The sequence below is a fragment of the Herbaspirillum sp. alder98 genome (assembly GCF_020179755.1).
Lineage (GTDB): Bacteria > Pseudomonadota > Gammaproteobacteria > Burkholderiales > Burkholderiaceae_D > Herbaspirillum.
In genome coordinates, this window is sequence record NZ_JAIUCY010000007.1 from 73931 (window position 1) to 96969 (window position 23039).

Annotated in this window: 19 protein-coding genes and 1 pseudogene; 8 read left to right on the plus strand and 12 right to left on the minus strand. The window is 59.9% G+C overall.

The features are described from left to right. Positions 1-221: 221 nt before the first annotated feature. The 7 genes from LBW87_RS16655 to LBW87_RS16685 form a co-directional block, all read right to left on the minus strand. On the minus strand, positions 222-491 hold the full coding sequence (locus LBW87_RS16655) for an HPr family phosphocarrier protein (RefSeq protein WP_225202590.1): 270 nt from the start codon (positions 489-491) through the stop codon (positions 222-224). Between the two features lie 37 nt (positions 492-528). Continuing rightward, positions 529-939, minus strand: a complete 411-nt coding sequence (locus LBW87_RS16660) for a PTS sugar transporter subunit IIA (RefSeq protein WP_193365691.1) — start codon at positions 937-939, stop codon at positions 529-531. Positions 940-1006: 67 nt separating this feature from the next. After that, positions 1007-1963 (minus strand): glutathione synthase, encoded by a 957-nt coding sequence (gene gshB / locus LBW87_RS16665; protein ID WP_225202591.1) that lies wholly within the window; start codon positions 1961-1963, stop codon positions 1007-1009. 45 nt (positions 1964-2008) lie between these two features. Beyond that, positions 2009-3307 carry a glutamate--cysteine ligase gene (gshA, locus tag LBW87_RS16670; RefSeq protein ID WP_225202592.1) on the minus strand — a complete coding sequence of 433 codons (1299 nt, stop codon included), beginning with the start codon at positions 3305-3307 and terminating at the stop codon, positions 2009-2011. A 262-nt stretch (positions 3308-3569) separates the two neighbouring features. Then, complete coding sequence (locus tag LBW87_RS16675; protein WP_225202593.1) at positions 3570-5096, minus strand: ammonium transporter; 1527 nt, start codon at positions 5094-5096, stop codon at positions 3570-3572. Between the two features lie 15 nt (positions 5097-5111). Continuing rightward, complete coding sequence (locus tag LBW87_RS16680) at positions 5112-5450, minus strand: P-II family nitrogen regulator (RefSeq protein ID WP_006713297.1); 339 nt, start codon at positions 5448-5450, stop codon at positions 5112-5114. A 12-nt stretch (positions 5451-5462) separates the two neighbouring features. After that, positions 5463-6260, minus strand: coding sequence for a TorF family putative porin (locus LBW87_RS16685; protein WP_225202594.1), 798 nt, complete (start codon positions 6258-6260; stop codon positions 5463-5465). 425 nt (positions 6261-6685) lie between these two features. On the opposite strand from LBW87_RS16685, the gene LBW87_RS16690 reads away from it, so the two are divergent. After that, positions 6686-6931: an accessory factor UbiK family protein gene (locus LBW87_RS16690; RefSeq protein ID WP_225202595.1), complete on the plus strand. Its 246-nt coding sequence runs from the start codon at positions 6686-6688 to the stop codon at positions 6929-6931. A gap of 86 nt (positions 6932-7017) precedes the next feature. Next, a complete protein-coding gene (locus LBW87_RS16695; protein WP_225202596.1) occupies positions 7018-7494 on the plus strand; it encodes an OsmC family protein in 477 nt (158 codons plus the stop codon). Between the two features lie 160 nt (positions 7495-7654). Here LBW87_RS16695 and LBW87_RS16700 read toward each other — a convergent pair whose 3' ends face one another. From LBW87_RS16700 to LBW87_RS16715, 4 genes are all read right to left on the minus strand, one after another. After that, positions 7655-8785 carry an HD-GYP domain-containing protein gene (locus LBW87_RS16700; protein WP_225202597.1) on the minus strand — a complete coding sequence of 377 codons (1131 nt, stop codon included), beginning with the start codon at positions 8783-8785 and terminating at the stop codon, positions 7655-7657. 165 nt (positions 8786-8950) lie between these two features. Further along, on the minus strand, positions 8951-9886 hold the full coding sequence (locus LBW87_RS16705; RefSeq protein ID WP_225202598.1) for a LysR family transcriptional regulator: 936 nt from the start codon (positions 9884-9886) through the stop codon (positions 8951-8953). 124 nt (positions 9887-10010) lie between these two features. Then, positions 10011-11411 (minus strand): sensor histidine kinase, encoded by a 1401-nt coding sequence (locus LBW87_RS16710; protein ID WP_225202599.1) that lies wholly within the window; start codon positions 11409-11411, stop codon positions 10011-10013. Continuing rightward, positions 11411-12100 carry a response regulator transcription factor gene (locus tag LBW87_RS16715; protein WP_225202600.1) on the minus strand — a complete coding sequence of 230 codons (690 nt, stop codon included), beginning with the start codon at positions 12098-12100 and terminating at the stop codon, positions 11411-11413. Before LBW87_RS16715 ends, LBW87_RS16710 begins: the two co-directional genes overlap by 1 nt. A gap of 182 nt (positions 12101-12282) precedes the next feature. Here LBW87_RS16715 and LBW87_RS16720 point away from each other — a divergent pair, with 182 nt between their 5' ends. From LBW87_RS16720 to LBW87_RS16730, 3 genes are read left to right on the plus strand one after another with little or no spacing between them, the layout of a single operon-like run. Further along, positions 12283-13074: an ABC transporter ATP-binding protein gene (locus LBW87_RS16720; protein ID WP_225202601.1), complete on the plus strand. Its 792-nt coding sequence runs from the start codon at positions 12283-12285 to the stop codon at positions 13072-13074. Between the two features lie 22 nt (positions 13075-13096). Beyond that, on the plus strand, positions 13097-13966 hold the full coding sequence (locus tag LBW87_RS16725; RefSeq protein ID WP_225202602.1) for an ABC transporter permease: 870 nt from the start codon (positions 13097-13099) through the stop codon (positions 13964-13966). A gap of 24 nt (positions 13967-13990) precedes the next feature. Continuing rightward, positions 13991-15007, plus strand: coding sequence for an ABC transporter substrate-binding protein (locus tag LBW87_RS16730; RefSeq protein WP_225202603.1), 1017 nt, complete (start codon positions 13991-13993; stop codon positions 15005-15007). Between the two features lie 22 nt (positions 15008-15029). Here the strand turns inward: LBW87_RS16730 and LBW87_RS16735 are convergent, their stop codons facing one another. Further along, complete coding sequence (locus tag LBW87_RS16735; RefSeq protein ID WP_225202604.1) at positions 15030-17636, minus strand: chemotaxis protein CheW; 2607 nt, start codon at positions 17634-17636, stop codon at positions 15030-15032. A gap of 348 nt (positions 17637-17984) precedes the next feature. Here LBW87_RS16735 and LBW87_RS16740 point away from each other — a divergent pair. The 3 genes and pseudogenes from LBW87_RS16740 to LBW87_RS16750 form a co-directional block, all read left to right on the plus strand. Further along, positions 17985-19115 (plus strand): annotated as a pseudogene (locus LBW87_RS16740) (YifB family Mg chelatase-like AAA ATPase); the annotation flags it as partial. Between the two features lie 1079 nt (positions 19116-20194). After that, positions 20195-20956, plus strand: coding sequence for a hypothetical protein (locus LBW87_RS16745; protein WP_225202605.1), 762 nt, complete (start codon positions 20195-20197; stop codon positions 20954-20956). A 12-nt stretch (positions 20957-20968) separates the two neighbouring features. After that, on the plus strand, positions 20969-23038 hold the full coding sequence (locus LBW87_RS16750; protein WP_225202606.1) for a hypothetical protein: 2070 nt from the start codon (positions 20969-20971) through the stop codon (positions 23036-23038). Position 23039 lies beyond the last annotated feature (1 nt).

Genomic DNA, 23039 nt, shown 5'->3' on the forward strand with positions numbered 1-23039 from the left:
GCTTCGAAGAAGTTACCGAACAATGGCGTCTTTGGCAATCAGTGCGATTGCGGACCAGGCGTCATCGGATACAAGCGGACCGGCAGTTCCACCAAAAAGTTACTTCGAAGCGTGATCGGGCCGTGCACCAGCACATGGGCGGCACGGCTTCACCACAAACGCATCGCAAGAAACGTTCCAGCCGGATTGCTGCGACGCGCAAGCGCCGGAACCGTTTCTGCTTACTGGCCTTCGCCGAACTTGTCGTTGATCAACGCTTCCAGCGCAGTCAGCGCTTCCTGCTCGTCTTCACCGGTGGTCTCCAGCAAGATCACGCTGCCCTTGCCGGCGGCCAGCATCATCACGCCCATGATCGACTTGGCGTTGACGCGGCGCTTGTTGAAGGTCATCCAGACTTCGCTCTTGAACTTGCTGGCAAGCTGGGTAAATTTGGCGGAGGCGCGCGCATGCAGGCCGAGTTTATTGACGATCTCTAATTCTTTTTGAATCATTTTTTTCTTTCTTCAGCTTTGCTTGTTTCAATCTGTCTCAGGCCGAGCTCGCCAGCCGAATGCGGTTGTCCACCCTTACCGCACCGTTCTGGCCGCCGGCCAATGCCATTTCAACCACCACGTCCAGCGTATCGTTGCGATAGGTCAGTGCGCGCAGCAGCATCGGCAGGCTGATCCCGGCGATCACCTGGACGTTCTCGAGCCCGCACAGGAAACCGGTGCAGTTCGATGGCGTCCCGCCCATCACATCGGTGATCACCAATACGCCGCTGCCGTCATCGAGCCGCTTGACGGCTTCGATGGCCAGCTTCTGCACATCGGCCGGATTCTGGTCGGCGATCACGTCAATGGCCTCGATACGTTCGGGCGCGCTACGGAACACATGCGTGGCCGCAGCCAGAAATGCTTGCCCCAGCGGGGCGTGCGTCAAAAGAATGATACCGACCATGGAATTGTTGCCATCGAATGCGACGCGCTTTACCGGGAGCAGCCCGTCATGCTCTACCGAACCCATTTTACGCACCTGCGGCCGAACCCACCGCCGCCTCGAGCGCATCGACGAACATCGCCGCGACATCGAACCCGGTCTGCTGGGTGATTTCCTGGAAGCAGGTGGGACTGGTGACGTTGATCTCGGTCAGGTAGTCGCCGATGGCGTCCAGCCCGACCAGCAACAAGCCACGTGCAAACAGGATCGGCGCCAGTGCCTCGCCGATCTCGATATCCCGCGCCGACGCCGGCTGCGCGCGCCCCAGGCCACCTGCGGCCAGATTGCCCCGCACCTCGCCCCCCTGGGGAATACGCGCCAGCACATTGGGCACCACCTTGCCGCCGATCAACAGGATACGCTTGTCGCCGGCACTGATCTGGGGAATAAAACGCTGCGCCATGATCGTGCGTTGACCGTTATCGGTCAGCGTCTCGATGATCGCGCCCAGGTTCATGCCATCGTCCTTGACGCGGAAGATGCCCATGCCGCCCATGCCATCGAGCGGCTTGAGGATGACGTCGCGATGCTCGGCGTGAAACGCACGCAGCCGCTTTTCGTCGCGCGTGACCAGGGTCGGCGCCGTGTATTGCGGAAACTGGGCAATCGCCAGCTTCTCGTTGTGGCTGCGAATCGCTTCCGGCTTGTTGAATACCCGCGCACCCTGCTTCTCGGCCAGCTCGAGCAGGTAGGTGGTATAGATGTATTCCATGTCGAACGGCGGGTCCTTGCGCACGATCACCGCATCGAACTCGGACAGAAACACCGACGCCGGCTTGTCGGCCCGATACCAGTCGTCCTCTTCTCCGGTGAGGCTGACCTTGAAGGCATTGGCGGTCACCAGGCCGCTCTCGAGCACCAGGTCGGTCTGCTCGAAGGCATAGATGACGTGGCCGCGACGAGCAGCCTCGCGCATCATGGCAAAAGTCGAGTCCTTGTAGGTCTTGAAGGTCTCGAGCGGGTCAGCGAGAAAGGCGATTTTCATGTTGCTTTGGGTCCTGTCCTGGCGGGTCGGCAAAATGCCGGCGCCTCAATATACTTCCGGGTTGGGGTCGGTCTTTTCCATTTCCAGCGAGGCCGCCAGCAACGCCAGCCGGGCCACTACGCCGTACATGTAGAAGCGATTGGGCGCGGTGGTGCCGGGCTTGGCCATCATATCCGGCAGCGCATGCTGCTGGGCGAACGCCAGCGGCACGAAATGCGCGCCGGGGGCGTTGAGGTTCTCGTTGACGTCGCGGTCGGCATGCACCCGATAGAAGCCACCCACCACGTAGCGGTCGATCATGTAGACCACCGGCTCGGCTACCGCCTCGTTGATGCGCTCGAATGAATGCACGCCTTCCTGCACCACCAGCTCCGAGACTTCGAGGCCTTCCTTGCCCACCAGCAGCTTGGTGCGCTGCTTGCGGCTGAAGTCCTTGACCTCGCTGGCGTCCTTGACCGTCATGATGCCCATGCCATAGGTGCCGGCATTGGCCTTGACGATCACGAAGGGCTGCTCCTTGATGCCGTATTCCTTGTATTTCTTGCGGATCTTCGACAACAGGGCCGACACGCTGTCGGCCAGCGCGTCGCTGCCGCTGTCTTCCCGCAGATCGACTTCACCCACGCGGGCATACAGGGGATTGAGCATCCACGGATCGACCTCGACCATCTTGGCGAACTTCTTGCAGATCTCGTCGTAGGCGGCAAAGTGGTTGCTCTTGCGGCGCAGCGCCCAGCCGGCGTGCAGCGGCGGCAGCAAGCTCTGCTCGTGCAAACCCTCCAGCACCGACGGGATGCCGATCGACAGATCATTGTTGAGCAGCACGGTACAGGGATCGAAGTTCTTCAGGCCGACCCGGCGGCCGTTGCTGGAGCGCTCCAGCGGCTCCAGCTTGATGCTGGTGCCATCGGGCAACTCGATCTCGCGCGACTTGGTCACGCCCGGCGCAAGCGTCCCCAGCCGCACGTTCAGGCCGGTCTGCCGGAAGATCTGCATCAGGCGGCCGATGTTCTGCAGGTAGAAGGAGTTGCCGGTGTGGTTTTCCGGGATCAGCAGCAGATTCTTGGCATCCGGGCAATACTTTTCGATGGCAGCCATGGCCGCCTGCACCGCCAGCGGCAGCATCTCGGGCGACAGATTGTTGAACCCGCCCGGGAACAGGTTGGTATCGACCGGCGCCAGCTTGAAGCCGGCGTTGCGCAGGTCGACCGAGCAATAGAAGGGCGGCGTGTGCTCTTGCCATTCCATGCGGAACCAGCGTTCGATGGCCGGCGTCGCACCCAGGATTTTTTTCTCGAGCTCCAGCAGGGGGCCGTTCAGAGCGGTGACGAGATGGGGGACCATATAAAACCTTAACGATATATAAATGCCGGCGGCGATTGCTGATTTTAGCGGATTCCTGAAATCGTGTTGCATCGCGCAAGACACACCGTTGCCGCCAGGCACGGAGGGATCGGATGTTGTAGATGGCGGCGCTTCGATGGTTTTAAAGAGTCCGACTCATTTAGTCGGGATTAAAATGGCCGCGCCCAAGAAAAAAGGCGCCCCGCAGGGCGCCTTGAAAAGAGACCGTTGCCGGTCCCGAAGGAATAAACCTTTGATCGGATCAGTGATAGGCCGATTCGCCGTGGCTGGAGATATCCAGGCCTTCGCGCTCTTCCTCTTCGGTCACACGCAGGCCGATGACGACGTCGACGATCTTGAAGGCGATGAACGACACCACGCCCGACAGGATCAACGTGGTCAGTACGCCCTGGAACTGGATCCAGACCTGGCCACCGATCGAGTAATCCGGCGACACGGCGTTGGCCACGTAGTCATAGATACCGGTGCCGCCCAGGCTTGGCGCTGCGAACACGCCAGTCAGGATCGCGCCCAGGATACCGCCCACGCCGTGCACGCCGAACACATCCAGTGCATCGTCAGCGCCCAGCAGCTTCTTCAGGCCAGTCACGCCCCACAGGCACAGCAGGCCAGCGATCAGGCCGATGACGACGGCGCCGATCACACCCACGAAGCCGGCAGCCGGGGTGATTGCCACCAGGCCGGCAACTGCACCCGAAGCGCCACCCAGCATCGAAGGCTTGCCCTTGCCGATCCACTCGCCGAAGCTCCACGACAGCACTGCTGCAGCGGTTGCCAGGATGGTGTTGATGAAGGCGACGGCAGCACCGCCGTTGGCTTCCAGGCCCGAACCGGCGTTGAAGCCGAACCAGCCGAACCACAGCAGCGAGGCACCGACCATGGTCAGGGTCAGGCTATGCGGCTTGAAGGCTTCCTTGCCGAAACCGACGCGCTTGCCGATGACATAGGCACCCACCAGGCCAGCCACGGCGGCATTGATGTGCACCACGGTGCCGCCGGCGTAATCCAGCGCGCCCTTCTGGAACAACCAACCCGAGATCGCAGTCGCCTTTTCAGCGGCGGCGGCATCGGTGAAGGCATCCGGACCAGGCCAGAACCAGACCATGTGCGCCATCGGCAGGTACGAGAAGGTGAACCACAGGATCGAGAACAGGATCACGGCCGAGAACTTGATGCGTTCTGCGAAGGAGCCGATGATCAGCGCCACGGTGATGGCAGCGAACGCGCCCTGGAAGGCCACGAACACCAGCTCGGGGATCACGACGCCCTTGCTGAACGTGGCGGTGTTGGAGTCACCCGTCAAGCCATGCAGGAATAGTCGATCGAAGCCGCCGAAGAAGGCGCTGCCCTCGGTGAACGCGATACTGTAGCCGTACACGAACCACAGGATGTAGATCAGCGAGAAGATCATGAAGCACTGCATCAGCACCGACAGCATGTTCTTGCTGCGCACCAGGCCGCCGTAGAACAGGCCCAGGCCTGGCAGTGTCATGAGGATCACGAATGCGGTACAAACCAGCATCCATGCGGTATCGCCCTTGTTGGGGACAGGTGCGGCAGCGGCAGCAGCGGCCGGTGCAGCAGCAGGTGCTGCGGCAGCCGGAGCAGCAGCAACAGCCTTGGGGGCTTCAACTGCAGCAGCAGCCGGTGCGGCAGCTGCTGCTTCTGGCTTGGGCGCGTCCTGCGCTTGTGCCGGCGCGGTAAAACCTACCGCCAACAACAGAGCGCCGATGGTCAGCGCGCTGGAAAACAGTTTCTTCATGCTCATTAGAATTCCCCTTTTTTACAGAGCGTCTTTGCCGGTTTCACCGGTGCGGATCCGAATCACGTCCAGCAGATCCTGGACGAAGATCTTGCCGTCACCGATCTTGCCGGTGCGGGCTGCCGTTTCGATGGCTTCCAGCGCGCGTTCGACGATGGCGTCGTCGACTGCTGCCTCGATCTTGGTCTTGGGCAGGAAATCGACCACATACTCGGCGCCGCGGTACAGCTCGGTATGGCCTTTCTGGCGACCGAAGCCCTTGACTTCGGTCACGGTGATGCCCTGCACACCGATCGCCGAGAGGGCTTCACGCACCTCGTCCAATTTGAACGGTTTGATGATCGCTGTGATCAGTTTCATACGAACCTCTTGTTAGAAAGTTTTGCTGAGGGAGACGACAAAGCCCTTCTTGCCGACATTCTTCGCGCCATCCGACGTTGGCGTCACGTTCACGCCGTTCTTCAGGTCGGTGCCGAGGTAAGCCACGCCCAGGGTCACGCCGGCCAGTTCGTCGAAGGTCTTGGACACGCCGACCTTCCAGTCGGTGTAGCTGTACTGGCTGTTGCCAACGCCGGCGGTGCTACCCTTGACGGTCTGATGACCCAGGTGCAGGCCCAGCATGACGCCGTACCAGGTTTCGATGTTGGCGCCCAGGTCGTAATACTGGCTGTTCTTGCTGTCGACGGTGCCGAACAGGTTGGTCAGCGCGTGCGAATACTTGAAGTAGACCGGGCCATAACCGATCTGGCCATACAGTTCGAAGGTGTTGGCGTTCTTGGCGCCGCTGTTGGCCAGGGTGTTGCCCGGATAGTAGTAGTACAGGCCGCCCACGTCATAGGTGAAGCCGCCGCCGATGTCACCGCGCTTGCCGCCGTAGATATCCCACTCGATATTGCCCTTGGTGTTGGTGCCGGTATTGGTGCCGGCATCCTTGATCCACTTGATGTTGGTCAGCCAGGTGCCTGCGTACAGGCCGGTCGGGTTGTGCGTGTAGTCCGCGCCAACCTGCAGTGCGGGATCAAAACGGGTCTGGGTCAGGCCGCGATAGCGGTAATCGTTGACTACGGCTGCGTTGAAGCTGAATTCGTTGTCCGGCTTTGCGTCTTCCGCGCGGGCCACGGTCGAGACGAACGATGCGGCGATGGCTGCTGCAAGAATCAGTTTCTTCATGACATCCCTCTGGTTTGTTTATTGAACAATTAAAGTCGTTTTTGTGTTTGCCCAAACCATGTAGCAGGAGCCGTGCCATGTCCTCACGTCATGGGGAACCGGTCTTTTTGAAAGAATGTGAGTTTTGTAACCAATTTTTACGCAGGCTTTTACCAAAATAGTGCATAGGTGCGCAAAAAGCACGGTATTGGTGCGAACTAAATTAGTTTTTGACAATTTCTGGTAATACTGCCAATGATTTTTTGGTGCGATGCTTGAAATCACGCCTCGCTTCACCAAGTCGGATCACGAAATGAGGGAGTGCGAGAATCATTCATTACGGCACGACTGCGCCGCTGCGCTGTCCTAACGACAGTTATTTGAGGTTTATGGAGTGTCCGGAAACGGCTAAACTTGCCGTCATAGCAAAACCAAGGAGAATCAGCATGGAAAAGCCGCAATTTTTTGAAGACCTGCAATCGAAAATCAACAAAGCAATCGAAAACTCGCCGGCCAAGGACATCGAGAAGAACGTCAAGGCCATGCTGAGCCAGGGCTTTTCCAAGCTCGACCTGGTCACCCGCGAGGAATTCGATATCCAGGCCCAGGTACTGGCCAAGACCCGTGCCCGCCTGGAAGCGCTCGAAACCCGGGTCGCCGCGCTGGAAGCGCAGCAGAAGCAGACTCAATAAGCGTTCAACGGCCGCCGGCCAGTACCCCCGCGCAGGTATCGGGGCCGCTGGCTGCCGCCGGCAATACCCATCCCCGCGAGAGAAAAATGGCCAAGGGCGAACACAAGTACCAGGTATCGGTGGAGTGGACCGGCAACCAGGGCAGCGGCACATCGGGTTATCGCCAGTACACACGGGATCACCTCATCCGCGCCGGCAGCAAGCCGGCCATCCCGGGTTCGGCGGACCCGGCCTTTCTCGGGGACCCGACCCGCTGGAATCCGGAAGACCTGCTGGTGGCAGCCGCCTCGGCCTGTCACAAGCTGTGGTACCTGCATCTTTGCGCGGATGCCGGCATCCGCGTGATGACCTACGTCGATGACGCGCGTGGCGTCATGCTTGAAAGCCCGGACGGTGGCCGATTCACCGAAATCGTGCTGCATCCTCACGTCACTATCCGCAGTGGCGACGACCAGGCCCTGGCCCTGCAACTGCACCACGCGGCGCATGCGCAGTGCTATATCGCCAATTCCTTCAATTTTCCGGTGCGCTGCGAAGCCACGATTGCCACGGCTGAAGCCTGACTTCTGGCCGGCGCCTCGCCAATCTCGAACACACTGACAATGGTCGACCGGTTCCGAGCCTGGTCCTGGAGCGACTGCGCCGCCGCGGCGGCCTGGTTGACCTGTCTGGGCCGTATCGGACATCAGAAAGACATTTCAGCCCCGCCCGCACCGCTCCTGCCTAACCCTGCCGCCAGGCGCCGGCCGAGTGCAGCTCGAGATAACTCTCTGCGCCTTTCTGCACGATGTGATCATCTGAGTTCAACAGGTCCACCGCCAGGGCGTCGACGTCCGACAGACCGGATGCCGCCGCGAATACCTTCACCACCGGCCGCGTCAGGTCGGCCTGATTCTGCGCCACCACCACCGCCGAGCGGCCGGACCGAAGCTTGACGATAGAGCCCTCCGGATAGATACCCAGCGTCCTGACAAAGGCCTGGAAAATGGACGGATCAAACCGCCCATGCCAGGAGGCCATCGCCGCGATGGCAACGGCGGGATCCCAGCCCGACTTGTAGGGACGGACCGACGTCAGCGCGTCATAGACGTCACAGATCGACGCCATGCGTGCATAGATCGATATGTCGGGCGCGCTCAATTGGTGGGGATAGCCGCTGCCATCCATCTTCTCGTGATGATGCAGGCACACATCCTTGACCTCATCAGGGATGCGCGGGTCATCACGCAGGCTTTCATAGCCCAGCACGGCATGCCTGGCGATGATGGCGAATTCCTCCGCACTCAGCCGGCCCTCCTTGTTAAGCACCTCCAGCGGAATGAAGGCCTTGCCGATGTCATGCAGGAACCCGGCGAATCCCGCGAGCTTGACGGCATGCGGTTCCATCCCCATCGTGCGCGCCAGCGACATCATCAAGCCCGACACCGCTATCGAATGCATGAAGGTGTACTCGTCAGCCTTCTTGATCCGGATCAACGACATCAAGGCAGAGGCGCTCTGCGAAGTCGCCGCCGCTATCGCCTCTACCAGTTCCAGGCACTGCGGCACATCGATGGCCTTGCCCAGCCGCAGTTGGTGAAATACCTGCTGGGCCACCCTGCGTGCCTGTTCACGCAATCTCAACGTGGCATCCGGCGCGTCTTCTGCGCGGCTTCGGCCAAGCTCCGATGTCGGATCTATCCAGCAAAATGCGGCGCCGGAAGATCGGATCCGGGCCAGGTCCTCAGGACTTGAAACCAGGCGCGCACCGGTACTGATGGCGCTGCCTCTTCCTTGCATGTCGAAGCCGCAAAACACCATGCCGAGCTCCAGTTCAAGCACATCGATGCGCCTGAACGCCTTGCTGTTATCCATGCACCTCCTTGTAAATCAACGTAAATCCACCACCGGCGGACCTCGGTTGGCCATCATGGACGCGTCGCCCACAGTGCCCTCCTGGCCACTGTATTACAGGCGGAACCTTTTGATTAGCCGTGATTTACTGAGATGATTCATTACGAAAAGCGCGCAATCGACGCATCAGGCATTCGCATGCGGATGCGGATGCGGATGCGGATGCTGCATGGAAAAATAGGCGCGGATGTATTCGATACAACGCTTTACCTTCAGCGGAACCTCGTCGCGATGACGGGTCGTGATAAAGGCGCAGAATCCATCCAGCCGCCAATCCGGCAGCACCTGCCGCAAGCGCCCGGCATCGAGATCTGCCTGGATCTTCACCCGCAGCAGGCGCGCAATGCCATGTCCTTCGACGGCCAGCAGGCGCAGGGCAAGTGCATTGTTGGCACTGACGCGTGGCAGCAGCCGCACCCGGACGCAATCGCCTCTGGCATTGGTGAGATCGATGCCGGTGGACTCGCCATGCGGGGTAAAGAGCAGGAAATCATGTCGAGCCAGTTCGTCCGGCCGCGAAATGCGCGGCCTGCTGTCCAGGTAGGCAGGCGCGGCGCACAGGACGTCATCCAACCGCGTCAATGGGATATCGCCCTCTGCCTGGCTGCGGCCCACGCGTAGCGCCAGATCGATGCGGTGCTCCACCAGATCGATGTTGTGATCGCATACATCAATGCGAACCGCCACCTTGGGATGATCCCGGATGAAACGATCCAGCGCAGGAATCAGGTAGCGCGATGCCATGAAGCTGGACACCGCCACCCGCAGCTCGCCAACGGCTTGGTTGTGCAAGGTGGCAACGTCTTGTTGTGCTTCCTTTGCCGTGGCCACCACCTTGACGCAGTTCTGGTAGAAAAGACTGCCCGCCTCGGTAAGACTGAGCTTGCGTGTCGTCCGATGCAACAAGGTAGTGCCGAGGTAGGTTTCCAGTGCGCGAATGTGCTGGCTTACCGACGAAGAGGTCAGTCCGAGTTCTTTTGCTGCGCGTGAAAATGCACCCACCTCGACCACGCGTGCAAAGATCGCCATGCGCGACAAACAGTCCAGTTCCAGTTTATTCATGCCCATATTCGTTGCGCTCAGATTGGTTATTTGCGGTACGCGGCCTACCTGCGCAAAACGCGAGCATTATAGTGACGACCGGTCCCCGGCCACAACATTTCAATCTGGAAAGGCTACCTCGGCGCTAACGGGCCAATTCCACGCGCGCTGCCGCAAATTCGAGCGACACCACGAAGTGAAAACCGGGCGTTTGCGCAAAGCTCAGGCTGCCGCCGTGCGCCCGCATCACTTCCTCGACGATGGCCAGCCCCAGGCTGGCGCCCATGCGCCCCTGGCCGCGCGGCGAGAAGGGCTTGCGCAGCCGGTCCCACTGGTCGGCGGCTATACCCGGCCCATCATCGATGAAGCGCAGGACATGACGTTCGCCGTGGCGTTCGAGGGTGACATGCAGCAGATGCGGCGCGCCGTATTCGAGGGCGTTATTGAGGATGTTCTTGATGGCCTCGCCCAGGCTGATCGGATCGGCCTGGATCCAGCAGGCCTCTTCGGGGATATCCAGGGCCAGGTCGGGCGAGCGTTCGCGATTGGACAACACCTCGGTCATCTGGCTGCGGACCAGTTCCCCCAGGTTGACCCGCTGCAACAGCAAACTGTCACTACGATGCTGCACCATCGCATGGTTGATCAACTGGTTGACCAGCGCCCCCAGCTGGCGGGTGCGTTCACGCAACTGCTCCAGATGACGCTGCCGCAGTTCGCCGCTGGATTGCGATTCAAGCAGCTCCATCTGCGCCACCAGTGCCGTGACCGGCGTTCGTAGCTGGTGGGCAGCGTCGCCGATGACCCGGCGCATGGTGGCGCGGTGCACCGCGAGGCGCTGCATGAAGGCGTTGATGGCCGACACCAGGGCATGGGTCTCGGCCGGCACGGTCAACGTCAGCGGCGACAGATCGTTGAGATCGCGCTCGCGGATGGCGTCTTCGATGCGCTTCAACGGCGCCAGCGCCTGGTACAGCGTGAACATGGCCGCCACCAGGGTCAGCACGCTCATGACCACGATCACCAGCAGCGCCCGCGAGCCCAGGCTTTCGGCAAACGACATGCGCGCATTGTTGGTCTGCGCCAGCACGATCACGGCCCACGGATGCGGTCCGGCCACCGGCATGCGGCGACCGATGATGGCCATGCGCACCGCCGTGCCCAGATACTGGCCATCGCGCAGCAGGGGGCCATCGGCCAGCTGGTCCCACGGGATATCGGGACGGAACTCGCCGTCGCCTGCAATCACCCGTCCTTGCGGATCGAACACCACATAGATGGCATGGTCGCCCGCACCCAGCATCGACAATGCCGCCAGCGGCACGTCGACATTGACCGCGCCATTTTCATACCAGGTGTTTTCGGCGATCTGCAGTGCGCTGCCGGAGAGGATGCGATCGTAGGCTTCGCGCGCCGCAAACTGGGTCGAGATCCAGATGGCAATCAGCAGCACCGCCGCACTGACCGCCAGCACCGTACCGACCCGCGTGACCAGTCGAATGTAGAGGGAACGTCCGGCGACGACATGCGGTGAACGGCTTTGCATCAGTGCAGCGAAGGGGTCTCGGCAGGGGCGTGCAAAATCAATTGATATCCCAGGCCACGCAAGGTACGGATATCGAAGGCAGCGCCGGCCAGTTTCTTGCGCAACCGCGCCACGTATTGCTCGACCGTATTGACGTTGGGCGTGTCGTCGACCGTAAACAGCCGCTCCATCAATTCATCCTTGTTGAAGATGCGCCCGGGCCGGGCCGCGATGATCTCCAGCAAGGTGACTTCACGCCGGGTCAGCTCAATGACCGCGCCATCGAGCGTGGTGCTGCGCGTCTTGCGGTCGATGCAGACATTGGCGCAATGGATCAGGTTGGTGGCCTCGCCGCCGCTACGTCGCAGCAATACCCGCACGCGGGCATCGAGCTCGCGAAAGTCGAACGGCTTGATCATGTAGTCATCGGCGCCCAGGTCGAGCGCGCGCACCCGCTCCTCGATCTCGGCGCATGCCGTCAGCATCATCACCGGCGTATTCCGGCCGCGTCCACGTAGTTGCTCCAGCAGCGAGAAACCATCCTGCTGGGGCAGCATGACATCCAGGATCACCAGGTCGAAACTGTCGGCGATGCGGCGCGAGGCAGTGGCGCCGTCGCGCTCCCATTCCACCGTATGGCCGATGCGTGCCAGATGGCTGACGATGGCTTCGGCGACGTCCGCTGTGTCCTCGACCAGAAGAATGCGCATGTTCGATCTCCAGTTATGTTGCGAAGCCGCAGCTGTCCACGCTGCTTGGGCTGGCGCAGATTGTATTCCCGGTCGCCTCGAAATGCGAAAAAAAGTAGCCGACGGCCCGATTCAGTCAGATTGGTTACAGCTTGGGCGCATAGCATCGACGCCAATCATCAATAAAAACCATGGAGACTTGCATGAATGACACCAGTCATGTCCCGACGCCCCCCGATGCGGCGGTCCCGCTGCTGGAAATCGACCGGGTCACGCTGCAGTACAAGACCAGCGACTCGCTGGTCACCGCGACCCAGCAGGTCAGCTTCAATGTCCACCCGTCGGATCGCTACATCCTGCTGGGGCCATCGGGCTGCGGAAAATCGACGCTGCTCAAGGCCATCGGCGGCTACCTGCAGCCGAGCGCGGGCACCATCCGCCTGAAGGGCCGCGAGGTCCACGAACCCGGCCCCGACCGGATGATGGTGTTCCAGGAGTTCGACCAGTTGCTGCCCTGGAAAACCGTGCGCCAGAACGTCGAATTCGCGCTGCACGCCAGTGGCCGCCTGCAAGGCCGTGCCGCCGCCGAACGCGCCGAGTACTACATCGAGAAGGTCGGCCTGGCGAAATTCATCGATAGCTATCCGCACATGCTCTCGGGCGGCATGAAGCAACGGGTCTCGATTGCGCGCGGCATGGCCATGGAGCCCGACGTGCTGCTGATGGACGAGCCCTTCGCCGCGCTCGATGCCCTTACCCGCCGCAAGATGCAGGATGAACTGCTGCGCCTGTGGGACGACACCCGGTTCACGGTGCTGTTCGTGACCCATTCGATCGAAGAAGCCATACGGATCGGTTCGCGCATCCTGTTGCTGACGCCGCATCCGGGGCAGGTGCGCGCCGAACTCAACAGCATCGCCCCCGAACAGATGGGAACGGCGGCCCAGGCCGAGCTCGAGACCCGCATCAACGACATGCTGTTTGCGCACCACTGAAGCGGCGCCCCAGGAGACCCTCATGAACAATAATCTGCCCTTCGTCCGCGCCGAGATCGTGGTCGAGCCCGACCGCAACGCCGTCACCGAAGTCCAGCGCCCGCTATCGGCGTTTGAATCACTGTACCGCCTGGGCTGGCTGCGCAAGACCCTGATCCTGCTGGTGCTGGCGGCGATCTGGGAAGTCTATGGCCGCCTGCTGGACAACCGCCTGCTGTTTCCCAGCTTCAGCGAAACCTTGCATGCCTTCCTCTCGGGCCTGGCCAGCGGCGTGTTGCTGGAACGGGCCGCAGTGTCATTGCAGACGCTGCTGGTGGGCTATGGCCTCGGCATCCTGCTGGCGGGACTGTTGACAACATTGGCCATCAGCTCGCGCATCGGCAACGATTTGCTCGAAACCCTGACCTCGATGTTCAACCCGCTCCCCGCCATCGCCTTGCTGCCGCTGGCGCTGATCTGGTTCGGGCTGGGCACCGGCAGCATCATCTTCGTGCTGGTGCATTCGGTGCTGTGGGCGGTCGCGCTCAATACCCACGGCGGCTTCCGGGCGGTATCCAATACCTTGCGCATGGTCGGCCAGAACTATGGCCTGCGACGCTTTTCGCTGGTGCGCTCGATCCTGATACCGGCCGCATTCCCCAGCATCCTGACCGGCCTCAAGGTGGGCTGGGCGTTTGCATGGCGCACCCTGATTGCGGCCGAACTGGTGTTCGGGGTGTCATCCGGCACCGGTGGACTGGGCTGGTACATCTTCGAAAACCGTAACCAGCTGGAAACCGCCAACGTGTTCTCGGGATTGTTCTTCGTGATCCTGATCGGGCTGGTGGTAGAGAATCTGGTATTCGCCCAGATCGAGAAACGCACCATCCACCGCTGGGGTATGCAGCACTAGACTAACTAATAACAGGAGACAAGAATGAAACGCCGCTATTTTTCCACCCTTCTGATTGCCTCGGCGATGAGCCTCTTCGGCGCCTCGGGCGCTGCCCGCGCCGAAGCATCGGTAGTTCGCATCTCGCACGGCTACGGCCTGCTGTACCTGCCGCTGATGGTCATTCGCGACCAGGGCCTGGTCGAAAAACACGCCAAGGCGCTGGGCCTTCCCGACGTCAAGACCAACTGGGTCCTGCTCGATGGCGGCAACGTCATCAACGATGCCATGCTGGCCGGTAATCTCGATATCGCCGGCACCGGAGCGCCGGGTTTCGTGACGCTGTGGTCCAAGGCCCACGGCATTCCGCGTTCGGAAGTGGTCGGACTGGGCGCATTGTCGACTTCATCGCTTTACCTCAATACCAACAACCCGAACGTGAAGTCCCTGAAGGACTTCACGGCCAAGGACAAGATCGCCATTCCCGGCATCAAGACCTCGCTGTCGGCGGTATTGCTGCAGATGGCCGCAGCCAAGGCATTCGGCATCGAGAACTATGCCAAGCTGGACCCGCTGACGGTCAGCCTGTCGCATCCTGAGGCGATGGGTTCGCTGCTGTCGGGCAAGACCGAGATCACGGCCCACTTCACGTCGCCGCCGTTCTCGTACCAGGAGGCCAAGGATCCCAAGATCACGCGCGTGATCAATTCGTCCGAAGTGTTGGGCAACATCACCATCGACGTGGTGTTTGCGCTGAAGGCATTCACCGAAAAGAACCCCAAGCTGACGCAGGCCTTCATGGCCGCGCAGGAAGAAGCCAACGCCTATATCGCGAAGAACCGCAAGGGCGCCGCCGAGACTTTCCTGCGGGTGTCGAAGATGAAGCTGAGCCAGGACGAAGTCGAGAAGATGCTGGCCGATCCTGACACGCAGTTTTCCAGCACCCCCAACGAAGTGATGCAATACGTGCTGTTCATGAGCCGGGCCGGCACCATCAAGACCAAGCCCGCTGTCTGGAGCGAACTGTTCGTGCCGGCGCTGAAGGGTCGCAACGGCAGCTGATCAACGCGTAAGCATTGAGTAATCAATGTGCAATGGCCGGCGGCAGCAGCACAATGTGCGGCTCGCCGGCCATCAGGTTCTCGACGTTCTCGCCGAAGACATTGGACACGATGCTCTCGATATCCACCACCTGCACGGTCTGCCCCGGATCGGCGGTGCGGATCATATTGCAGATGTAGTTGGCTCGGTTGTGGAACATCTTCAGCGGAGGGTCGATCTGCGCGCTGCCGAACTCCAGCACATCGTGCAGATCATCCACCAGCAGGCCAAGGGTATGGCGGCCGTGCCGCACCACCACGATCTCATTGGCAGACTGCGGCTTGCGCGCATCAGGGTGCAATAAGGTACGCATGTCGATCACCGGCACGAAGGCCGAACTGCTGCCGCTGCTGTCCTGGTAGTTCAGCGCGCCGGCAATCACCGGCTTGAGCGTCGAGGCCGTCAGCATGCGCTCGGTCTCGATCGATTCGACCACGTGCCCTGCCGGCAACGCGAAGATATTGCCGTCGACCGTGACGGTGGCGAATTCCCTGGCCTCTCCCGCATGCTGCGCAGTCAACACTGTGGCTGGCAGGTTGTGCAAGGCCGCACCCGGCTCCGCTTCGGCGCCGATCGGCACCAGCACCACGGCAATGACATCATTGACATGGCCATCGCTGTTCTTGTATTCACGATAACCGAACGAGACCGTGCTGCCCGCCACCATGTACTGGCGGTCATGCACCCGGATGGTGGCCGACCCGCAGCCGTTGTCGGCCTCCATCGCCTGCGCATCCACGCGCAGGATGCTGGCGGGCGGATAAGCCGGATGCGTGCTTGAAATAACAGCACCGGAACGATCGACATAGGCCGCAAATGCCTGGTCATTCTCGGGCAGCGACGCCGACAGCATGTTATTGAATTCGGTCTCGGCATCGAACACCACGCCGATGCCGCCCACCACCTGGCCCGGCCGTTGCGGATCGAAGATCGCCGCGCAATAGATATAAGTGGCGCGATCACCGTAGAGCGGGCTCGGCTCGAACGGCGAGACGCAATATTGCTGCGGGTCGGCCAACTGCATGGTCTTGCGCAGCAACTGTTCATCCATGCGCACATCGGACAGATCCAGGCCTTCACCGCGCGGATCGGAAGCGGCAATGATGGCGCCGCCGGCATCGAACACCACCAGCCTGGAGTAGGCGGTATAGAGCGCGTTGATCGACGCCAGGATCGACGTCATGCGCTGTCGCTCGGGTTCGCTGCGCTGGCCATTGGCGGTGATGCGCCGGATATCGGGCGTGAGCGCCCACCAACGGCAATCGTTGGCGCGCTCATAGAGGCTGCGATCCATGATGTCGATCATCAGGCGCGAGATGAATTGCATGTCCTGCAGCGTGGCCGACAATACCGTGCCGTACAGGTCCTGGATCGACTCTCTGAAGATGGCGTTGGTCTCGTCGCCGGTCTGGCTGATCTCATGCAGGATCGACTTGAGGCGCAGCAGATCGCGGTCCTCGCCGGAGGACATGATCTTGCCGTTCCACACCACCCGGCGCAGCGAATGATTGATCGCATCGGCCATCAGGGTGACGTCATGCAGCGGCGGACAGAACGACTTGGCATGCGACATCACGCCCGCCCGGGTGGCGCTGTCGTATTGCGCCAGCAGGTCGAGGTTCTGCTGGCGGAATGCCATTTCGCAGGGGATCATCACGTGACCATACCAACCGGGGCCGCCGTAACCCTGATAGTCGTGCGCGGCGCGGGTGCGGGCGAGGTATTCGCGCCCGCCGTAGGCGATAACCTGATAATCGTCATCCAGCGCCAGCGGCACGGTTCGGCCGGGGGCAACGTGTTCCGGATCGCTGCTGGAGATGACGCAGCCGGCCTCATCGAGCATCAGCATCACGGATCGGTCGTCGGGCTTTTGCAGGCCGCTGAAGACATCCTTCATTTCCACTGCGATCGGAAAGCACAGGCACAGGATGCCGATGGCGTCGCCGTTGGCCGGGTCGACGATCTTGTGCGAATAGATCAGGGCGCGCTCGCCGCCCTGGCGCAAATCGGACAAGGCAAAGGTCTCGACATAGTGGTCGGACTTGAGCGTCTGCCCGACCAGCGGATCGTACGACTGCGAGATATCGTTGTGCCGGTCCAGGTTGGCCAGCACCCGCCCCTGGGTATCGAGGATGAGGATCTCGTCATAGACGGTATATTTTTCGCGATAGGCACGCAGACGGGCAACGATATCGTCGCGCTGGTCGTCATCGGCGGCGTCCTCCCGGCACGCCAGGATGAAGCTGCGGATGGCGTCGTCCATCGCCAGAAACCCCACATCAGCGGTGCGCTCGAACAGGTTGCGCACCACGATATCAATGATGACCTTGGCCTTGAAATCGATTTCGCGCACCGTCTTGGCGATGTTCTGCTCGACCAGGTTGGCGATGAGACGCTGTTCCAGCGTATTGAAGCCTTCGCGCGTGACCTTCATGGTCGGCAGGATGGTCTTGGCCTCGGCCGGGCACACCATCTTGGCGGTCGACTCGATCAGGCGCCAGGCGAAATTGAGTTCGCGCAGGGATCGCTCGCATAATGCAACAGCCGGCATGTAGCGTAGAAATTCCGCTGTGTGGAATGTCGTGGTCATGACATCTCTTAAAAATTTGGGTGCCGTGATGTATGCAAGAAACGGACCAGAAGCATGCATTTACTAAGTTTTTATGACAGATTCGTTACTTTCTCCTGCATTGATAAGCCGCCGCAGCATTTGCTTGTTTCCCAATATTGCTCGCGTTATCAGACTGGCAGCAGCGGTCGCATCGTAATTTCTCAAGAGCTTCCCGCAACCACCAGCTCATCAGGCGTTATCGGGTTTATTGAAGGCAATATTGGCGATCTTCCAACTTGCGACGGCGATCGATATGCACATGCCAATAACGGCTCTTCCAATCACCGTTGTCCCGCTCACTCGCGATGGCGTCATCGGATTCGCTCGATGAGCCTCGCCATCCTCCGCAGTCGCGCACTGGCCGGCATGCATGCGCCGCCGGTGACAGTTGAAGTGCATCTGGCCAATGGCTTGCCCAGTTTCACCATCGTCGGCTTGCCCGAAGCCGAGGTGAAGGAAGCGCGGGACCGGGTACGGGCCGCATTGCAGAATGCGCGCTTTGAATTTCCGGCACGACGGATCACGGCCAATCTCGCGCCTGCCGATCTGCCCAAGGAATCGGGACGCTTCGATTTAGCGATTGCGCTGGGCATTCTGGCCGCTTCATCGCAAATTCCCGGCGACTGTCTTGACCAATACGAGTTTGCCGGCGAGTTGTCGTTATCGGGCCAGGTGTTGCCCGTGCGCGGCGCATTGGCGATGGCTTGCGCAATGGCACAGGGGGAGGGCGCACAGCAGCGCCGAAGTTTCATCCTGCCGCAGGCCAACGCGGACGAAGCGGCGTTGGTGAAGGATGCCGTGATCCTGCCGGCGCAGTCGCTGCTGCAGGTGTGCGCGCACTTCTCCACGCGCGACGCCAGCGAACGCTTGCAGCCGCATGTCAGCACGGCCTGTTCTTCGCCGTCGACGTGGCCCGACTTCAGCGACGTGAAAGGCCAGCTGCAGGCGCGACGCGCGCTGGAAGTCGCAGCGGCCGGTGGCCACAGTATTCTGTTGGTCGGGCCGCCCGGTACCGGCAAATCGATGCTGGCGGCGCGCCTGCCCGGCATCTTGCCGCCGATGACCGAGCAACAGGCGCTGGAAGCTGCGGCGGTGCAATCGCTGGGGCAGGGCTTCGATGCCCGCCGCTGGAAGCAACGTCCGTTTCGCAGCCCGCATCACACGGCGTCGGCAGCGGCGCTGGTGGGTGGCGGCGGCATGCCGCGCCCGGGCGAGATTTCGCTGGCGCATCACGGGGTGCTTTTTCTGGACGAACTGCCGGAGTTCAGCCGCCATGTACTGGAGGTACTGCGCGAACCGATGGAGTCGGGCCGTATCACCATTTCACGCGCGGCACGGCAGGCCGAATTCCCGGCAAGATTCCAGTTGCTGGCGGCGATGAATCCTTGCCCTTGTGGATACTCGGGTCACGATAGCGGCAAGTGCCGGTGTTCGCCCGATGTCATTGCCCGCTATCAGTGGACTTCATCACAATTAAACTAACTACTAATCAGAGTTAGACTCATACTGTGACGACGCCCCCAAGTCGTCTCCGCGGCGCAACAAATCTTGCTTTTTCTGCTGGGGAGTGCCTTCGCCTTTTTGTCCCCGCATTCCCCGCACCGCTTCCTCCTCGAAGACCCCTCATCCATTCCTAAACTACCGCCTCAAATCCAATTTATTCGACGAACTCGAGCGCATCGAAATCGGCCGGAGGGCCACCATTGGCCGGACCTCTACCATTAAACTCCAAATTACAAAATACGAGTTTAATGGTATATATCAACTAAAAATCGAGCATCTGTACATTTAAACAGTGGTGTAGAAGAGAACCCTACATTGTCAACATAGACCCGCCACCAGAGCGACTTCTACTCGCATATCCCGATGCAAAGTCCACCTTGCCTTTCCGAAAAAGTGTGCCTAAACTCGCCTCATTAAGCCAAGAATAAGGTTCATTTAAATACGAGCTAATATTTAATCCATCCCCCTCCTTTGAAATCTGCGCGATTGAAGAGCGTGGCGCAGAATCCACAGTCCAGGGCAGTCATAGTTGCGATATGCGCAAGTTTAATTGCCCATTAGCAATTGATGCCCTCCAGATTGCCCAAAGAGATTTCGGTCGATAGCCTTACCCGAATATTTCCTTTATGCAATTTCCTGTTGGAAATCAGAGAAAGACATTCACTCCCACGTCGAGGAGGAATTCGTCGTCGGCGATTGGTCGCTGGGGGGAACGTCACGGGGCGGCCGTAAGCGTCTGCGGGGATGGGGCGTTAGCTATGAGGATGAAATCACGCCGGATGGCGGTAAGTAGTTTGGCCTTGGCGCCAAGCTTTGAGCAACTGAAGAGAGGAAGGGAGCAGAGATTACGAGGACATCAGAAATGAAAAAGCGGCGAACTACACGCCGGTAATTCACCGCCTTTAGCTCAGGAAGGTAACCCCACCTAAGGCCTAGGAACCTTCAAGGTACCGTCCTGCAGCTAACCGGTCAAGACTCATTTGACAGCGATAGCTGTTTTTCTAAGCGCCATTGGCGCAGAGAAAGGGATGGTAATGCGAGTATCCACACACAAAATGGGCAGCCCTAAATGGGCGGATGACGTCTTCAACAGCAAGGCGTCACGAGAGCTCAGGGGTCCGTCCCGCTGGACCCAGAACCACCACTACAAATCAGAGGCGCTGGGCCAATACGTCGACGTTCAGGGCCGTAACGAATTCTGTTCAGCTTTGGCCGTCGAGTACCTCATCAACATGGGGTACATCGAGAAAGTGAAAGCTCAACCTTTCAAGACCTCCATCGACGAGTTCGGAAGTGAGATTTATCCGGACTTTCTCTTCCAAGTACCCGGAAACCCGGTGCCGCAGCTTTACGTGCTGGAGACGAAGTCGCATCGATTCCTGTCGCCAGCGAAGCAATGGGAAATTGCGGAGTACCGCGCGAAGTTCAAAGAGCTGGGTATGAAATATCTGTTGTGGACCGACGTCTCGCCGTTAAGCAAGCCCGTTCGTGACCACCTCATGTACATGCGGATGGCGAGCAGTAGCGGCATCACTGATGACGAAATCGTGGGTCTGATGAACTGGGTGAAGGCACAGGGGCGCAATGCCACCCTGGGGGAGTTTTCGCTCAACACGGACATGGACCGAGACGTTCTCTACGCGGCAGCGTGGAAGGGCCATGTGTTCATTCCGTTGACCCAACCATTGAGCAAAGAAACCCGTATTTCGGGCATTCCACAAGACGATTTCATCAGCATGTTCCTTGGCGAGAGCGAGGAGTCGGACAGCTGGTGGAAGGCACTCGCCGACTTCTGAGCGGAGGCCACCATGAATGCTATCAAGCAGCCATCGCATTTTGCGGTGGAGGCGGGTACACGCCTGCGTAGAGGCAATATTGTTTTTGAGATTGTCTCTGTCCGGTCCACACACTTGGTCATTGAACACAGCGCGACGCTTGCACGCAAGTTGATGAAGACGGAGATGTTCTGGGAGGCCTACAACAACGGCATCCTCGTCCCGTACTTCGAAACCGAGCCGGCGACACCTGAGGGCCTGAATGCGCAGATGCAAGACGCATGGAAAGGTATCCAAACCACTGGCGGCATGCTGGCCTTTAGCGAGAAGGCTCGAACTTTCGGATTGCGGTTGATTGCATACATCAACGCAATGCGGAAGCTCGGCCATACCTCGATGAGGCCTACCCAAATCCGACAGATGGATTTAGAGCGCTTGGTGAAAAAGAACGACGACCCGAATCCGCCGAAACTGTCCACGCTTTACACCTGCGAGCGGAAAATCGAACGCGCCAGCGGAGACCTGCAAGCGGCATTCCCGCACTACGCACAGCGTGGCGGTGGCGGGAAGAGCCGTCTTGCTGCTGCAGCACAGGAAGCCTACAACAAAGTGCTCGCCGGAATCTACAAGGACAAAAACGCGAAGGTCCGTTTCACGCAAATTCAGAAGGCGATACAGCACGAGCTGAACGAAACGCACGGTGCGGCGAAGGCTGTTGCGCTGCGGCCATCGCTATCGACTGTCACGCGGGAGACTAAGCGGTATCTGGGGGCATATGACATCTGCAGAAGGAACGAGGGATTGACCGCTGCGAAGAGGGAATTCCGCGAATGGTATCCGCGGGATAGGGCTTCGTTCACCGGTCAGGTCACGGAGTGTGATGACAAGGACACCGGAGTATTTGCCGTTGACGAACTGACTGGATTGCCCTTTGGACGCGTATGGGTAACGAGCATGGTCGACCAGCTCTCCGACGTTCCGACTGGGCTCTCGATGAGTGCAGAAGCTCGCAGCCTCGAGTCCGCGGTAGCTGCAGTGATTAATGGCGTGATGCCGAAGTTGAGGGGCGAAGGCTCCTACGCGAAGGTCAAAGATGACATTCCATATATGGGACGGCCTGGACTCATCATTTTTGACAATGCCCGCTACAACCATACGCTGGAGCTTCGTTCAGCGGCTGTGACCATCGCTAACGCCGCCGTCGAGTTCGCCAAACCACGTACGCCGACGGAGAAGGCCAAAGTCGAGAACTTCAACGGACGGATGGTCGGCCGCTTTCTTGAGTGGGTGCCTGGTTTTGTAGGACCCAAGAAGCAAGTTCGGGAGATGGTGAAGGAGGGACTTCACAGCGCCGTTCTGACCACCGAGCAATTCAGGCTGGGGTTCATGAAGTGGGCGTACGACGTGCACTGTCATGAAGCCGGCATGGATGGCTACACACCGAAGGAACGGTATATCCGCGGAATGGAAGGCCGCCGACCGCGGCTGCCAACCAACGTTCTCGATATCAAGCTGGCCGGCATGCGTGAGGACAGCGTGCAGCTACGGCCTGTAGGGGTGCAGTTTTCTAATGTCCTGAAGTACCACCATGCTCTTTTGAGAGCTTGGAGGGTGCAGCACGGCAATTCTCTGAAGGTCATCTTTCGATATAGCCGAAATGACCTGAATTCCATCTGGGTGCTGAATCCGGTCACCAAGTTGTGGTTGGAGGTTCCGAGCGCCATTCCTGAATACACACGGGGACTGACTCTCTTCCAGCACACCTTGATTACCAAGATGGCTCGCGAACGTAGGAGCAATCACCCTGACCTGGCTGACTATCTCAAGAGCCGCCAAGACCTCATTGACCTCACGGCCGAGATGCGGAAGTCGACCAAGCTCCGTCACCGGAAGGTTGCCATGCGGATGGGGAACGTGACGGCCAATGATGGCGATAACACCGGTGATGACTCTGCGCCTACTAACAGCGCTTCCAAGACCGAGGAACGGGTGATGACGGCACTTGAGGCAAAGCTACGCCAGATTGACGAAGTTGAACTGGATAAGGGTGGTGATGAGGACGGGTGGGCGATGCCGGACAGTTCGCAGTTTGCATTCTCCTAAT

Excerpts from the sequence above, each read along its gene's own strand:
- LBW87_RS16690 (WP_225202595.1), top strand. The coding sequence starts at position 6,686 with ATGGAAAAGCCGCAATTTTTTGAAGACCTGCAATCGAAAATCAACAAA.
- LBW87_RS16730 (WP_225202603.1), top strand. The coding sequence starts at position 13,991 with ATGAAACGCCGCTATTTTTCCACCCTTCTGATTGCCTCGGCGATGAGC.
- LBW87_RS16680 (WP_006713297.1), bottom strand. The coding sequence starts at position 5,450 with ATGAAACTGATCACAGCGATCATCAAACCGTTCAAATTGGACGAGGTG.
- LBW87_RS16705 (WP_225202598.1), bottom strand. The coding sequence starts at position 9,886 with ATGAATAAACTGGAACTGGACTGTTTGTCGCGCATGGCGATCTTTGCA.
- LBW87_RS16710 (WP_225202599.1), bottom strand. The coding sequence starts at position 11,411 with ATGCAAAGCCGTTCACCGCATGTCGTCGCCGGACGTTCCCTCTACATT.
- LBW87_RS16655 (WP_225202590.1), bottom strand. The coding sequence starts at position 491 with ATGATTCAAAAAGAATTAGAGATCGTCAATAAACTCGGCCTGCATGCG.
- LBW87_RS16715 (WP_225202600.1), bottom strand. The coding sequence starts at position 12,100 with ATGCGCATTCTTCTGGTCGAGGACACAGCGGACGTCGCCGAAGCCATC.
- gshA (WP_225202592.1), bottom strand. The coding sequence starts at position 3,307 with ATGGTCCCCCATCTCGTCACCGCTCTGAACGGCCCCCTGCTGGAGCTC.
- LBW87_RS16700 (WP_225202597.1), bottom strand. The coding sequence starts at position 8,785 with ATGGATAACAGCAAGGCGTTCAGGCGCATCGATGTGCTTGAACTGGAG.
- LBW87_RS16745 (WP_225202605.1), top strand. The coding sequence starts at position 20,195 with ATGCGAGTATCCACACACAAAATGGGCAGCCCTAAATGGGCGGATGAC.
- LBW87_RS16720 (WP_225202601.1), top strand. The coding sequence starts at position 12,283 with ATGAATGACACCAGTCATGTCCCGACGCCCCCCGATGCGGCGGTCCCG.
- LBW87_RS16675 (WP_225202593.1), bottom strand. The coding sequence starts at position 5,096 with ATGAGCATGAAGAAACTGTTTTCCAGCGCGCTGACCATCGGCGCTCTG.
- LBW87_RS16695 (WP_225202596.1), top strand. The coding sequence starts at position 7,018 with ATGGCCAAGGGCGAACACAAGTACCAGGTATCGGTGGAGTGGACCGGC.
- LBW87_RS16735 (WP_225202604.1), bottom strand. The coding sequence starts at position 17,636 with ATGACCACGACATTCCACACAGCGGAATTTCTACGCTACATGCCGGCT.
- gshB (WP_225202591.1), bottom strand. The coding sequence starts at position 1,963 with ATGAAAATCGCCTTTCTCGCTGACCCGCTCGAGACCTTCAAGACCTAC.
- LBW87_RS16725 (WP_225202602.1), top strand. The coding sequence starts at position 13,097 with ATGAACAATAATCTGCCCTTCGTCCGCGCCGAGATCGTGGTCGAGCCC.
- LBW87_RS16685 (WP_225202594.1), bottom strand. The coding sequence starts at position 6,260 with ATGAAGAAACTGATTCTTGCAGCAGCCATCGCCGCATCGTTCGTCTCG.
- LBW87_RS16660 (WP_193365691.1), bottom strand. The coding sequence starts at position 939 with ATGGTCGGTATCATTCTTTTGACGCACGCCCCGCTGGGGCAAGCATTT.
- LBW87_RS16750 (WP_225202606.1), top strand. The coding sequence starts at position 20,969 with ATGAATGCTATCAAGCAGCCATCGCATTTTGCGGTGGAGGCGGGTACA.